9 protein-coding genes are annotated in these 13,698 nt (G+C 49.5%); 7 read left to right on the forward strand and 2 right to left on the reverse strand.

Going from position 1 to position 13,698, the window contains the following annotated elements; genetic code table 11:
• Positions 1–30: 30 nt before the first annotated feature.
• Positions 31–1,128 (forward strand): L-dopachrome tautomerase-related protein, encoded by a 1,098-nt coding sequence (locus BN6628_RS04015; RefSeq protein ID WP_068621948.1) that lies wholly within the window; start codon positions 31–33, stop codon positions 1,126–1,128.
• Here BN6628_RS04015 and BN6628_RS04020 read toward each other — a convergent pair.
• Positions 1,123–1,599 (reverse strand): GNAT family N-acetyltransferase, encoded by a 477-nt coding sequence (locus BN6628_RS04020; protein ID WP_068614611.1) that lies wholly within the window; start codon positions 1,597–1,599, stop codon positions 1,123–1,125. The two genes, BN6628_RS04015 and BN6628_RS04020, sit on opposite strands and share 6 nt — an antisense overlap.
• A gap of 162 nt (positions 1,600–1,761) precedes the next feature.
• Between BN6628_RS04020 and BN6628_RS04025 the strand changes: the two genes are divergently transcribed.
• From BN6628_RS04025 to BN6628_RS04040, 4 genes are all read left to right on the forward strand, one after another.
• On the forward strand, positions 1,762–2,469 hold the full coding sequence (locus BN6628_RS04025) for a DNA alkylation repair protein (RefSeq protein ID WP_068614626.1): 708 nt from the start codon (positions 1,762–1,764) through the stop codon (positions 2,467–2,469).
• Between the two features lie 268 nt (positions 2,470–2,737).
• The gene (locus tag BN6628_RS04030) at positions 2,738–3,109 is read left to right on the forward strand and encodes a hypothetical protein (RefSeq protein ID WP_235847570.1); all 372 of its coding nucleotides are present in this window, start codon (positions 2,738–2,740) and stop codon (positions 3,107–3,109) included.
• Between the two features lie 193 nt (positions 3,110–3,302).
• Complete coding sequence (locus tag BN6628_RS04035) at positions 3,303–3,860, forward strand: PadR family transcriptional regulator (protein ID WP_068614649.1); 558 nt, start codon at positions 3,303–3,305, stop codon at positions 3,858–3,860.
• Entirely contained in the window at positions 3,853–4,572 is a 720-nt protein-coding gene (locus tag BN6628_RS04040; protein WP_068614650.1) for a CPBP family intramembrane glutamic endopeptidase, read from the forward strand. Before BN6628_RS04035 ends, BN6628_RS04040 begins: the two co-directional genes overlap by 8 nt.
• 95 nt (positions 4,573–4,667) lie before the next feature.
• Here BN6628_RS04040 and BN6628_RS04045 read toward each other — a convergent pair whose 3' ends face one another.
• A complete protein-coding gene (locus BN6628_RS04045; RefSeq protein WP_068614653.1) occupies positions 4,668–9,167 on the reverse strand; it encodes an AAA family ATPase in 4,500 nt (1,499 codons plus the stop codon).
• Positions 9,168–9,404: 237 nt separating this feature from the next.
• On the opposite strand from BN6628_RS04045, the gene BN6628_RS26380 reads away from it, so the two are divergent.
• Positions 9,405–9,575, forward strand: coding sequence for a hypothetical protein (locus BN6628_RS26380; RefSeq protein WP_187386106.1), 171 nt, complete (start codon positions 9,405–9,407; stop codon positions 9,573–9,575).
• A gap of 99 nt (positions 9,576–9,674) precedes the next feature.
• Positions 9,675–13,334 (forward strand): invasin domain 3-containing protein, encoded by a 3,660-nt coding sequence (locus tag BN6628_RS04050; protein ID WP_082926778.1) that lies wholly within the window; start codon positions 9,675–9,677, stop codon positions 13,332–13,334.
• The last annotated feature ends 364 nt before the right edge of the window (positions 13,335–13,698 follow it).

The raw sequence follows: 13,698 nt of genomic DNA on the forward strand, positions 1-13,698 counted from the left end.
TTCCATCTCGCCCTGAGGAGGATGATCATGATGAAGCCTTTACTGCCGGTTGAACAACATTTCGGGAATATCGAACCAGTCTATTTATTTTATGGGGCAATGCCTACAGGGGTTAGTGTGTCAGAAACCGGACGTATTTTCGTTTGTTTCCCGAAATGGGGGGACAAGGTTGAATTTACGGTGGCGGAAATAGTTGGGGGTCAACTACAGCCTTATCCTAATCTGGAGACGAATATGGTGAGCCCCGCAAATGTCACAACGTCTTTCATAAGTGTCCAAAGTATAGTTGCGGATGGCAGAGGGACACTTTGGGTGCTGGATACAGGAGCTCCGAACTTCTCGGAGCCGATTAAAGGAGGGGCCAAATTAGTCGCAGTAGATTTAACAACAAACACAATAAGAAAAATATACACGTTTACAGAAGATGTTGTCCTCCCGACTACTTATCTGAATGATGTGAGGTTTGATTATCGCGTTGGCAGCGCAGGCTACGCCTATATAACGGATTCTTCTACCAAAGGACCGGGAGCTATTATTGTCGTAGATTTAGACAATGGAGCTGCGTTCAGACGGTTGAATGGGGCAGATACAACTTCACCCGATCTCTGTATGCTGCCGAAAGTAGAAGGCAGGATTCTAATGAATCGTAATAGAGAGGGCTCTATTTCACCTTTTAGATTGGCCTCAGATGGGATAGCAATTTCTCCCGATGGAAGGGTCTTATTCTTTTGTCCCCTAACCAGCCGCCATTTGTACGCGGTCTCAACCGAAGCCCTAAGAGACAGAACGATACCGGATGCGGATCTGTGCTGCTGTGTGGAGTATTGGGGAGAAAAAGGCGCGTCTGACGGGATGATCACCGATGCTCAAGGAAATGTATACGCCGGAGACTATGAAAACAACAGTATTCGTAAAATATATCCGGACGGCGCTATGGATACCATCGCACATGACCCGAGAATTTTATGGCCGGATACATTCTCCATTGGTCCGGATCAATACTTATATGTCATTGTGAACCAATTACACCGGCAGGCAAGATTTCACTATGGCAAGGACTTACGGCAGAAGCCTTACAGCTTACTCCGCATAAAAATAGGCGAGCTTCCGGCTCCAACCTTTTCATAATTCCTTCATATACCAAGCATCACAGGCATTGTGCTCGGATTCATCTAACCCTTGTTCAAGCTGGCGGAAACCGAATTTAAGGTACAGGGAATTCGCGGCCTTCAGCTTCTCAAAAGTCTCCAAGTAACAGTATTTATAATGCTGTGTTGCAAAATCCAAAGCAACCCTCATCAGTTCTTTAGACAAACCTTTACCTTGGGCTTGGGGTGAGATATACAGCTTTTGCAGCTCGCAAATCTCCGGATTCTGCCCAAAAGGACCAATTCCTGCGCCGCCCACAACTTCATCTTGATCCGTGACAACAACCCAGTATTTCGAGCCTGGCTGGTTCTTGTAATACTCAGCCAGGCTGCCAAGTTGGGGGTCGTAGTAGGCGGTTCCTGGCATGTTTAGTTCAAATGATTCCAATGAGCTTTTAATAATTTGTTCCATGGCCTGATTGTCTTTCTCTTCAATCTCTCGGATTTGCATGAATTCTCATCTCCGTATCTAGGTGATTAATGATTAGGTTGATTCGATTTTAAGGAATTATTTTAATGTCGTCCTTTTGAAATGTCAATTTGATATCTAGTATACTCGAACTAAAAGAAAGTCTGACGCAGCTTCTATTCCCAAGAAAGAAGTGATCAACCAATGGATTTGGATAATGTTATGCAGGAGCTCGAAGCTCTTGGGAAGGAACGGACCAAGAAGATTTATGTATCCAACGGCGCGAGGGAGCCGCTTTTTGGTGTGGCTACTGGCCATATGAAGCCGATGTCCAAGCTCATCAAGAAGAATCAGCCTCTGGCTGAGCAGTTATACGCCACAGGGAACTATGACGCGATGTATTTTGCCGGTGTAATTGCGGACCCGGATGTGATGACTGAAGCGGATTTTGACCGTTGGATAGATGGCGCGTATTTCTATATGCTGTCTGATTATGTGGTTGCTGTCACTTTAGCTGAGACAGATATCGCCCAAGAGGTTGCTGATAAATGGATTGCCAGCGGTGAGGAGCTGAGGATGTCTGCGGGCTGGAGCTGTTACTGCTGGCTGCTCGGGAGCCGCCCGGACCTTGAATTTGACGAAAGCAAAATTGCCAATATGTTAAGAAGGGTGGAAGAGGAGATTCATGAGTCTCCCGAGCGGACGAAATATGCGATGAACAATTTTATCTATACGGTGGCTACGTCCTATTCACCTCTTCATGACCTGGCGGTTCAGACCGCCCAAGCTGTTGGACCGGTGGAGGTCAATAAGGATAAGGCCAAGAGCAAATTCTTGAATGCGTCCGATAATATCCAAAAGGCCATGGATAGGGGACAGCTTGGTTTCAAACGCAAGCATGTGAGATGCTGATAGGGCACCTAGAAGCAGCTTGGTTAACTTCATTAATAGGTTAGAGAGTTGAACAATCTGATGACACGCAAGTATTTTGACGGCAAAGAACGTCTTTAGTTACATATTTACGGTTTCCATTGTACAAGCCATAACGATGCCAAGCCCTCCTTATCTAAGGAAGGGCTTTTTGGCTTCAGCCGCTTTGAAAAATCAGCCAATCCATCAGAGGTTTTGTCCATTCCAAAACGTCTAACTCTTCATTAACTATAGTAAACCAGTTAAGGAGATGATTTCTTTGAGAAAAGCAACCTTAGTGAAAATCAAAAGAGCAGAAGCGAAGCTGGGCAGAAAATTGAAGAAGCGCAGCCATGTGATTAAAAATATCAGAAAAGCCCTGCGTTCAACTCCACTCGGAGATGGATTTGCACGCTTTACGTTCTCTGCGGTTACGCTTCCTCCTAATAGCTTTAGAAGCACGACAATCAACGGAAACGGCTACAATATTATTAGCGGTTCCTGGATTTTCTCTGGAAATGACCAAGGATTTCTCCTTGATAACTATTCCCTTGCTGAGGACCAATGGTTCTTCACGGCATGGAATCCAACTAATACGACCAGAACTGTAAGCTATGCTGTTATCGCTAAACGGAAGCCATGACCTCAGTGTCATATCTAACAGCGCAAGAGGAGCCTATGGCTCCTTTTTGGTTAGGTCTAGTAGAGAATATTTATATATTGGATTTACTCAGATTGGGCAGTGGAATTATTTTCCTAAAAGGATTGTAGTCTATGCCTGTATGATGTATGATTTGACTTATATATCTTAAAGATATATAAAAAGGAGGATAAGTGTGAAAAGAATCAACACCACCTATTTTGCCATTCTCGGCCTGCTTAGAATCAAGCCTATGAGCGCTTATGAACTGGTTAAGTTTTCAAAGGAGAGTATCGGCTTATTTTGGAATGAATCCTATGGGCATATTCATAAGAGTCTGAAGCAGCTGGAACTGGAGGGAGCTGTGAAGATTGTAGAAGAGACAACCTCCGGCAGACAGAAGAAGGTGTATGGCGTTACAGAGCAGGGATGTGACCAGCTTGATTCCTGGCTCGCCCAGGCACCTGAGGAGCCTGTGATGCGCAATGAGCTGCTGATGAAGGTCTTTGTCGCGAAGGAGAGTCAGATTCCCCAATTGATGTCTTACATCAAGGCGGAATTAGAAGGGAGCAGAGGGGTGTTAGAGGTTTTAGCGGGAATTAATGCAGCGGTAAATAGCATGGAAAGCAAGCAAGCTCAGCTTTGGCTGCTTACGCTCGATTACGGAGAACGATACATACGCATGACCATCGAATGGTGTGAGCATGCATTGAACATTTTGAGCAAGGAAGACAGGGGACATAGATATGAATGAGAGCAGATTTAGAACACTGCCTATCTTGCTCATCTCCGTGATTGTGATTGCGATGGCGCCAGCCCTTGTATGGATTAAAAAGAATCAGCCCCTGGTTCTAACGTTGTTTGAGAGGGAAGCGTACAACCGGGAATTCAGCTACCAAGTCACGGTCTTATTCCTTGCCCTTATTCTTATTGCTATTGTGTATGGGCTGACAGGCAAAGAGGGGCTTGCCTATTTGAACCTGAAGAGGCGGGATGGGCAGATTCGGCCTGAGCCGTGGATTGGCATCACACCCAAACAGAAGGAGTCGTGGAAGAGCTTAGGGCTGAATTTTGCGGTTGTTATTACAACGGTAACGGCTATTGTAATTTACTTTCAGGTGATTCATGGGGGAAGCATGAGCCTGGATCTGTTCCCAGGGATCTTACTTATCCTCTTGTTTGCGCTCACCAATGCTTTTACCGAAGAAATTATATTCCGGTTCTCATTTGTTGCTGTTGTGAACAAGTATGGCGGCTCCCCGTATTTGGCCCAGGGTTTAGCCGCAGCTACCTTTGGCGTGATTCATTACTTTGGAACTCCAAGCGGGATTCCAGGTGTGTTGATGGCTGCTTTTATAGGCTGGATCTTGGCCAAATCTATGATTGAGACCAAAGGCTTCTTTTGGGCGTTACTGATTCACTTTCTGCAGGATGTGGTGATATTTACGGCTTTAATTATGAAGTAGGTGTTCAGTTGCTATACCTCCGATTAATTCTTGAAGTCTCAAAAAAATCCACAACCAACAGGTTGTGGATTTTTTGAGTCTATACCAAAGCATGATCAAACGGATCGCCGGGTGTGGTCGCTGATCAGCCTGAGTTCTTTGGCTTGGGCAATGGCATTGATTCGCCGATTGACTTTGAGCTTGGCAAAAATATTCTTCACATGAACCTTCACGGTACCAATAGCGATAACCAGACGTTCGGCGATTTCCTTGTTGGTTAACCCTGCGGCTAATAGGGCAAGCACCTCAAGCTCACGTTCGGTTAGCGGTTCTTCAATGGTGTCAGGCCCAAGGTGCTCTTCTTCTCCGGACTCCCCGGTATCCGGCTGCACGTAAGGAGGCTCAGGCGCACTTTGAAGCACACACATAAAGATGCCATGGGACGCCATCGCCTGAAGAACAGCGGTGCGGCCGGGCATAAACACATGCTGGGCAAGCTTGTTCTCTAGATAGAGAACCCCCATCATCGTGCCATGAACGGTTACGGGAATACAGAGCGCTGACTGAGGCTGGTGCTGAGCAATATAAGGGTTGTGAATCAGCCAGCTTTCCTCTCCTCCGTTATAATAAATATCCTCCTGGCTTCGAAACACGTAGCGGATGATTCCCTCCGGCAGCAGCGAGCTGTCGCGTAGCTCCGAAGATGACGTAATGGGGGAGGTTCCTGAATCGGCATAGACCTGAATCACAAGCGTGTCCTCGGTGCCTGTAAGCAGGGCACCTTTGCTGGCTCCGGCATGCTTCATAATGGTATTCATGATCTCCGCAAGCACGGTGTCCAAGGTCATCTGATGGGTGATGGCCTGCGTAGTTTTTAGAATTGCGGCAAGGTCTATGCTGTCCACCGAATGAGGAACACTCCGAAGCGTTGAGATATCCCCTGCGGCCTGATCCGCTGCCGCAATCTCCTGGTCCTGAAGGGCCAAGGTATGCTCATAAGTAGGGAGGCGTTTCTCCTGACGCTGCACCTGCTGAATGAGTTCCTCCAACTCCGATACCTTCAGCTGCACTCCCCACTGCTTATACCCTTCAACTGCCAGCTGCAGATAATACCCCGCTGTCTTACTTTTGCCGCACTCCAAATAGTAGTTGGCCGCAGCTTCACCAGCCATGCTTGTCACATGGAAGTCCTCCAGCTCTCTCGCCGTGCGGATGGCCTGATCGTACATCGCTTCTGCTTCCCGCCATTCTCCTGAGATACGGGCAAATTCCGCTTGAAGCAGATCGTACCGGGCCTGATGATTCTCCGGGCCGCACTGTGTCCATCGTCTAAAGCGCTGAAGATGGCGGTTTAACTTTTGGGCATCTGCCCGTGATCGGGAAGGGGCCGCCATGATGGCGAGCGAGGCATAGAACAAGCATTCCGGCAAGTGAGGCAAATGAGTTGCGTAATCCTCATAGATTTCCGCTTGCTCAGCCCATTCCATGGCCTCTGCATATTGGCCTGTCAGATAGCTGAGCTGAGTCTTGTATGTGCTGAACTGAAACAAGGTGGTGGCCGAAGTCTCTTCCCGGTGAATTTGTTCCAGAAATTGCTCTTCGTCGAAATCCGGTCCGCTGAAGGATGCAGGTACGGGCTTCCTTCCCTGAAGGGCAAGGATGACCTGCTGGTACAGGTAAAAGTTCTTCCTCACGAACTCATCCTTGGTCGTATCAAGCACATCCATGTATTCGGCAAGGGTTCTAGTCAATTCACTTAACGATGCTCTGGTGTATAAGGAATTGACATGAGCACCCATGGCATAGCTCGCAAACACGTAATCCCCCGAATCCAAGCCGTATTGAAGCGCTTTGATTAAATAAGAGTCTCCTTCACGGGCATTTCCGCCGAATTGGCAGAGCACACTGCCGAACATGGTATAGGTGTTGCTTTTAATTGAAGTGACATTGTAGCGCTCGGAGAGCTCCACACCCAGCTTGGCAATAGCATAACCCTTCTCGAATTTGCCTAATGCGGTTCCGAGCAGCATCCCCATCGCGGTATAAATTGCCGCAGAAGCGGGGGTATTGCCGTGCTTTAATGTAAGCTGAATGGCCCGGCACGTCAGCAGGAAGAACACCTCTTTATTAGTGAAGAAGGTGGAGGGAATGATCGCATAGATCAGATTCATCGCACTGATCCGCTCCTGGTCCGACATCTCCTCCAGGTAGACAAGCTGGCCGAATTCCTTGCCGAGATTAGCCTCAATTCGCTTGCCTTCCATGAGCAGCAGGTATTTGCTCGGATGAGGTGAGATATAGATTTGATGCTCCCTCAGACTCGCAAGGCCGAGAGCGGTGCTCTCATGATACCTGCCTTGATTAATGTACTGCATAATCCGGATCATCTGCACACGGCTTCGCTCAACCGGACTGCGTGCCCTGCCAAGCAGGAAGTCGATGTCCCGCTCTGAATCAGCCGAATTGCCGCATAGGTACTCACACTCCGCTTTCTGGGCGTGCAGCTCGAAGATCAGCTCGAACTCACGGTCCCAGTCCCCCGGTGACAGCAGCTCCACCCCTTTTCTGAAATAACCTAGGGCAATGTCGTAAGCGGTGGAAGATTTGGCCCGGTGTCCCGCATCCAGATTTAATCTGACGAGCTGCAGAATGTTTTGCGGATTCTTCATTCTTGCCGATCCCCGGTTCAGGTGGTTCACCGCATCAAAGAGAGAGTTCTCCTCATATGCATCGTTCTTGCCGTACAAGATCTGGCCGATACGGATGTGAATATCCTGCCTTGATTCGTCATCTATTCCGTTGTAGATAAGCTTCTGGATATTATCGTGAGTAAAGCGGTACATCTCCGCTTCTAAAGCTACAATCATCCCCTCCGCTTCGATAGCAGACCAATCTATACCCTCCACATTCTCACTGCCTTGATAGTATACGGAGGTGATTAGTGAAGGGTGGAAGGTGCTCCCTACACAAGCGGCTATTTTCAATAGTTCCTGGGCATCCACGGGCAGACGGTGTAATTTGTGCTCCATCAGCTCATGAATGGCATAACGGGGAACCTGCTCAAGAACCTTTTCCAGATTCCACTGCCAGCAGCGTTCCTCATGATTGTAGTTCAGAATATGGTCGTCCTGTAAACGAAGCAGAATTTGCTTGAAATGAAACGGGTTGCCCTTCGATTGATGATATAAGAGCTCTGTAAGAGAACGAGAAGTATCGGCAGGACTATGAAGCGTCTCCATCACAATTTGATTCATCTCTGCTAGTCCCAGCTGACTCAGATGAATGTGGCGGACTACCGCCTGGGCGGTTATACTTCCGTCCGCCTCGTACCCCGGCAGCTTGGCCCGGTCTGTCTCCGTAGGGCGAAATGCACAGACAATCATCAAATACTGGCATTCGGGATCGGATAACAACGCGTGAATCAACTGGAGGGAGGAAGCATCGGCCCACTGCAGATCATCAATGAATAGAACAAGCGGGTGCTCCTTCGATGCAAGGGCCTGAACAAATTTGCGAAAAGCATAGATGAATCGTTTCTTCGATTCATTCGCCTGCAGTTCCTCTAAGGCAGGCACATCGTCACTGGCCAGAATTAGCCCAGCTTCAGGAATAATATCCGCGATGACATGGACATTGGCCCCAAGTGCTTCCTGAAGCTTCTGTCTCCACAGCATGGATTGGTCTTTCCGCTGTCCTAACAAATGCCGCATCAATCCGCGGAATGCCTGAATAATGGGATAATACGGGCTTTCCTTGGAGAGCTGCTCGAATTTCCCGGTGATGTAGTAGAAATCCCTGTCCTGCTGCTGCTTCCTGAGCACCTCTTCAATCAGGCTTGTTTTGCCGATACCAGGTTCACCTGAGACATAGACCATCTCTGTTGATCCAAGGCATGCGGAATAGAAAGCCTGAGTCAGCATGGACATTTCATGTTCCCGCCCGCGAAGCCCCTGCTCGATCAGGTGGATATCATGGGGTCTTCCGATTTTGTCCAAATCCGCCAGCAGAACGCCCAAACTGGGATAGCGCTTATCCGGATTCTTCTCTAATAGCTTCATAATGATCGCTTCCAGGCCTTCAGGCAGAGGCTGTGTAAGATTCGCCAGAGGCGGCGGACTTTGAGCCAGATGCATGTAGACCCATTCTAGCGACTGATCCGATTGAAAAGGCGGACGACCCGCCAGCATTTCATAGAAAATCACGCCAAGTGAATATAAATCACTTCGCTCATCCACACTTCGGTGCATTCTTCCTGTGTTCTCAGGTGAGCAATACGGCAAGCTTGATTCCAGAACTCCGCCAGACAGATAGGGGTAGCCCTCGGCCGTGCGGTGAACGGCATAACCCGAATCTATCAAATAAGCCTCATTTCCACTGGGGGAAATACCCACCCGCTCCGGCCGCAGGTCCAAATGAATCATCATCTGCTGATGGAGCCTGCCGACACTAGCCGCCATAGATCTCGCAAGGGGGAGAAATTGGTCTGGGTCCATTCCCCTAGGTCCACGGATATAATCTCTTAATGTTAGATCAGCTTTAAACACTTGCTCACCGGGAGGATCTGTTTCACTCACAGATCTGCCGATGGATTTTCCAATAGGATGGTTGGTTTCCAATTTCCGAACACCTCTGATTTCGCGTAGCCTTCATACCTCTTATTGTAATGCAATGGCTGGTCTTGTTACAGATGGAAAATGGAATTTTGTGGTACGAAGTACCTGAAATATGGCTTGCAGACGAGGTTTGAAACGAAAAATACTCCATTGTAGGTATGGAGGTAGAGAAGGCTTTTGGATTATTTTTAATGGCATGAGTTCGTAATTTTCAGATGATAGGAGGGTTGAAATAGGAAGATGGAAAATGGTCTGATTGCGCTGGTTAGTGTCCTTCTACTAGGCATAGTGATCTATGCCAAGCTGTGGTGGGACGGGAGTACAATGAGCCTTCGATTTACCAAATGGTACTTTGGTCTGTTTTTGCTCGGAGCGCTGATTGTTGGGGGCTACTTCTATATTACTGCTTGATGCCTTGATGAGCAGAGGCGAGATCAGCAGGATATCACTTACAGGCCTTACGCCAAGCAATTTAGTATCGGAGAACAAGGATGGAGGATTGGAATATTAATGAGAAGTTTTAAAAGAAGCAGGCGATGGATGTCCATTGCTCTTGTGATTGCCCTTATATTCGGCACGATAAACAGCGCTGCTCTTGCGGCAGACGCGGCCCTGCTGGATCAGGAGCAGACTCTGCACGACGGAAATGTCTGGGTGAATAAAGACTATCCGCGTTCTCAGACCTTTACACCTGCCGTTGCGGGTAATTTGGATAAAATAGAATTATATATATCTGGTTCATTAGGTACCCCAGGGGCTATTCGTGTAGATCTGTATAGGGAAGGAGATTCGACCCTTCTTGCACAAGGACAGTCGGTTTCGGGGTACCCTGATTACAGTTGGGTGACGGTCGACTTCTCCGGGACACCGCCTTACTTGAAGAAGGATACGATGTATAAAATGGTCGTGTCCACAGAGAACGGAACTCCTTCTGGCTGGGGCTGGTACGGTAGTAGTGGCGATGTTTACAAAAGAGGGAGCAGCGAAGGGGAGGGTTATGATTTTGCTTTCCGAACGTACATGATTGCCGATCATTCCCTTTCCGAGACAGAGAGCGAAATCATGGCGGCTTCCAGCCTTGTGGCAGATGGCTCAAGCCAGACACCGATTACGGTAAAGCTGAGGGATGTTCAAGGCAATGAGATCACAAGTGGGGGAGAAACGGTGGCGGTCACCTCGACACTAGGGACGGTTGGTCCTGTGACCGACAACGGGGACGGCACGTATACGGCCACGCTGACGGCGCCAACGGCAGTAGGGACAGCAACGGTGAGTGCAAGTGTTGGCGGCAAGCCGCTGACGAGGACGGCTGCGGTACAACTGGTAGCCGGAGCCCCGTCGGCAGAGACGAGTACATTAGAAACGGCAGCAGCGGTGCTGCCTGCGGATGGAACGCGTCAAACCGTGGTAACGGTGAAGCTGCGAGACGCATACGGCAATGAACTGAAGACCGGAGGGGCCGCGGTAGCGATTACCTCGACGTCAGGGACAGTGAGTCCTGTAACGGACAATGGGGACGGCACTTACACGGCGAAGCTGACAGCGCCAACGGAGGTTGGGACAGCGACGGTGAGCGCAAGTGTTGGCGGTACGCCTCTAGCCTCTACCGCCAGTGTACAGTTCGTGGTTGGAGCCCCGTCGAAGGAGACGAGCACGATTGAAGCGGCAGATGCAACGCTTCCTGCTGATGGAACGAGTCACACGGAGATCACCGTGAGGTTGAAGGATGCGCAGGGTAGGGCGTTGACAAGTGGCGGAGCCTTTGTATTCATCGATTCGACATTAGGTGAAGTCACCGAAGTGAGAGATAACGAGGACGGCACGTATACGGCGAGACTGACGGCACCAACGGAGGTTGGGACAGCAGAGGTGAGAGCATTTGTCAATGAGAGACCGCTGACCGCCACGACTTCTGTGGAGTTCCTTCCAGGGGAAGTTAGCGCAACTCACTCGACCCTTACCGCAAGCGATCTCGTTGTGCGGGCGGATGGAAGCAGCAATGCGCAAATCCTTGTAACGCTGAAGGATGACTATGACCATCCCCTTGCCGGGAAGAAGGTGAAGCTTGAAGCCAGCGGTGGACAGTCTTACATTGAAGCCGTGTCTGCTGTTACCGATGAGAATGGGACAGCCAAGTTCTTGGTGATTAATACAGCTGCAGAGGAAGTAACCTATACTGCCAAGGACGAGAACAGCGGGACTTCGATTGATCAATCGGTAAAGATTACATTTACCTACGATCAGCCACCTACGATTGGACTAATCCAGGACCCAATCACGCCAACCTTTGAAAGCGTGAGCATCACTGTAACAGCTTTGGCCTATGGACAATTGAACAAGGTTGCCGTGGTGAAGTGGGCGCCGGGCAATCAGCAGGTATCGTATTTTGAGAAGGAAGGTACGGTAATTACAGACCGGTTTACCGTTGAGAAGAACGGGGTCTATTCTATCTATGCGGCAGATACGGCGGGTAACGCCAATGTCCGGGTAATTGAGATTAGTAATATTATTCCCAAGAGCATCAATAACAACTTAAGCGGCTGGCAGGTTACGGGCGTGGGGGGAACGCTTGGTTTTAATTTTGATCCGGAGAGGACGAGTTATTCTATAACCGCCAATTCTGCGGTGAATGGATTGAAAATGCTGCTGACCTCCGTAGACAGTCACGCTGTGATCTATGTCAACGAGTCGGAGATCAAGAGCGGCGTGGTCACAGATGTATATTCTCTGGTCACGGGCACTAACACCTTTGTAATCCGTGTCAAAGCACAGGATGGTTCGATGAAAACATATAAGCTTCTAGTTGTTCGTTCCAGTCCAACCCCGAATCCAGATCCGGGTAGTTCTTCAGGTTCGTCTGGAGCGGGGGCTTCAAGTCCTTCAAGTCCTTCGAGTCCTACCAATTCGGCAAGCAAGCCGGAAGACGACGATTCATTGAATGTACGTGTGAACGGGACTGAAATTTCAGGAATTGCCAAGCTGGCGAAGGACGCGAACGAAGCGAAGTACATCGATATTGAATTGAAGCTGGATGCGCTGAGAAAAGTGCTGGATTCACTGCCCGCTGCGCAGAATGCGACTTTAGCAGTTTCGGTGGAAAAGAACGCCGATCGGACCGTGCTGCGGGTTCCCGGTGAGGTTGTTGGACTCCTAAGCGGAAAGTCCGCAACCGTAATATTGACAACCTCTCACGGTCAATACCGGCTGCCTTTGGCTGAAGTCGTCAAGCCGGATTCGGTCTGGCCCAAAGATGCCGAACTCCAGCTGTCGATGGAGCGTGGTGAGCTTGCGTCCCTAACTGGACTACAGGCTGCAGCGAGTAAGAGCGGGCTTAAATTAGTGTCAGACCCGATAGGGGGGCGTGTCTATGTGGCTCGTCAAGGTGAGAAGAAGGAGATCACCTCGTTCGGTCAGTATGTTGAACAGATTATGTATTTGCCGGATGCTTCTGCCCAAGCGGCCTCAACCGTTGTAATGTGGGATGGCAAGGAGCAGGGCCTGCGTCCCGTGCCAACGAAATTTGCTAAAGTTGACGGGAAGCCGGCTGCCGTTGTTCGTAGTCTTACGAATAGCGCGTATGTCCTGGTCTCCAAGCCAGCCCGGCTAACAGATCTGCAAGGGCACTGGGCAGCGGATGAAATTCGTGATATGAACAGCAGACTGATCGTTCAAGGCATCGATGACACCCGGTTCGCGCCGGAAGCCGCAATTACCCGTGCCGAGCTGGCTACTCTGTTATCCAGAGCGCTTGGCTTGCCAGAAGGCGGCGGAGAGTCATCCCAGTTCCGCGATGTAAGTCCATCAAGCTGGTACAGCGGAGCTGTTGCAGCAGTTCACGCATACCACATCATGGATGGGATGAGTGATGGAACCTTTGCTCCGAATCAGAAGGTATCACGGCAGGAAGCGATCGTGACGATCATCCGGGCACTTCAGTTCACCGGAACTGCTCCGTCTGGCAACAGCACCGGGGAGGGCGTAAATCTATCCGCCTACACGGACGGTAGCGAGGTCAGCGAGTGGGCCAAGGCCGCGATAGCCACGGCTATCCAGCAGGGCCTGGTGAAGGGCTACGGCAAGGAGCTGCGTCCACAGAAATTGCTGACGCGGGCTGAGACGAGCGTCCTTTTGTACCGGATGCTGGAGAAGTCGGGAATGATCGGGAAATAAAGAGCTATATAAAATGAACTTATAGGTTACCCTTTAGGGGCGCTGGGATGTCGAGTGTTCTTACGACCGCTGTTGTCTCCGAAATGCTTGAACTAGATATCAATGGGGCATTTCGGAGACAAAGGCGGACGCTCCGCTTCTTCAGAATCACTCGGGATCGAAGCTCAGATCGGTGAATTCTAAAGTTCGTTTGATATAACTTAAAAAATGAGCAAATGAGACGAGCCATTGGGGGGCTCGTCTTTTTGATGGAGCTGCATATCTATTCGCAGGGATATCAGAGTCTTTGGCGATGAAGTATAAAGCAGGTTTAATCAGAGTGATGAGAACCAGGGCTGGTATTATACCCGCTTAGTTGAGAGAC

Source organism: Paenibacillus tuaregi (assembly GCF_900086655.1).
Classification (GTDB): Bacteria; Bacillota; Bacilli; order Paenibacillales; family Paenibacillaceae; genus Fontibacillus; species Fontibacillus tuaregi.

Bases quoted from the DNA above. Each gene is read 5' to 3' on its own strand.
- BN6628_RS04050 (WP_082926778.1), top strand. From the start codon at position 9,675: ATGAGAAGTTTTAAAAGAAGCAGGCGATGGATGTCCATTGCTCTTGTG.
- BN6628_RS04020 (WP_068614611.1), bottom strand. From the start codon at position 1,599: ATGCAAATCCGAGAGATTGAAGAGAAAGACAATCAGGCCATGGAACAA.
- BN6628_RS04030 (WP_235847570.1), top strand. From the start codon at position 2,738: ATGATTTCTTTGAGAAAAGCAACCTTAGTGAAAATCAAAAGAGCAGAA.
- BN6628_RS04025 (WP_068614626.1), top strand. From the start codon at position 1,762: ATGGATTTGGATAATGTTATGCAGGAGCTCGAAGCTCTTGGGAAGGAA.
- BN6628_RS26380 (WP_187386106.1), top strand. From the start codon at position 9,405: ATGGAAAATGGTCTGATTGCGCTGGTTAGTGTCCTTCTACTAGGCATA.
- BN6628_RS04015 (WP_068621948.1), top strand. From the start codon at position 31: ATGAAGCCTTTACTGCCGGTTGAACAACATTTCGGGAATATCGAACCA.
- BN6628_RS04040 (WP_068614650.1), top strand. From the start codon at position 3,853: ATGAATGAGAGCAGATTTAGAACACTGCCTATCTTGCTCATCTCCGTG.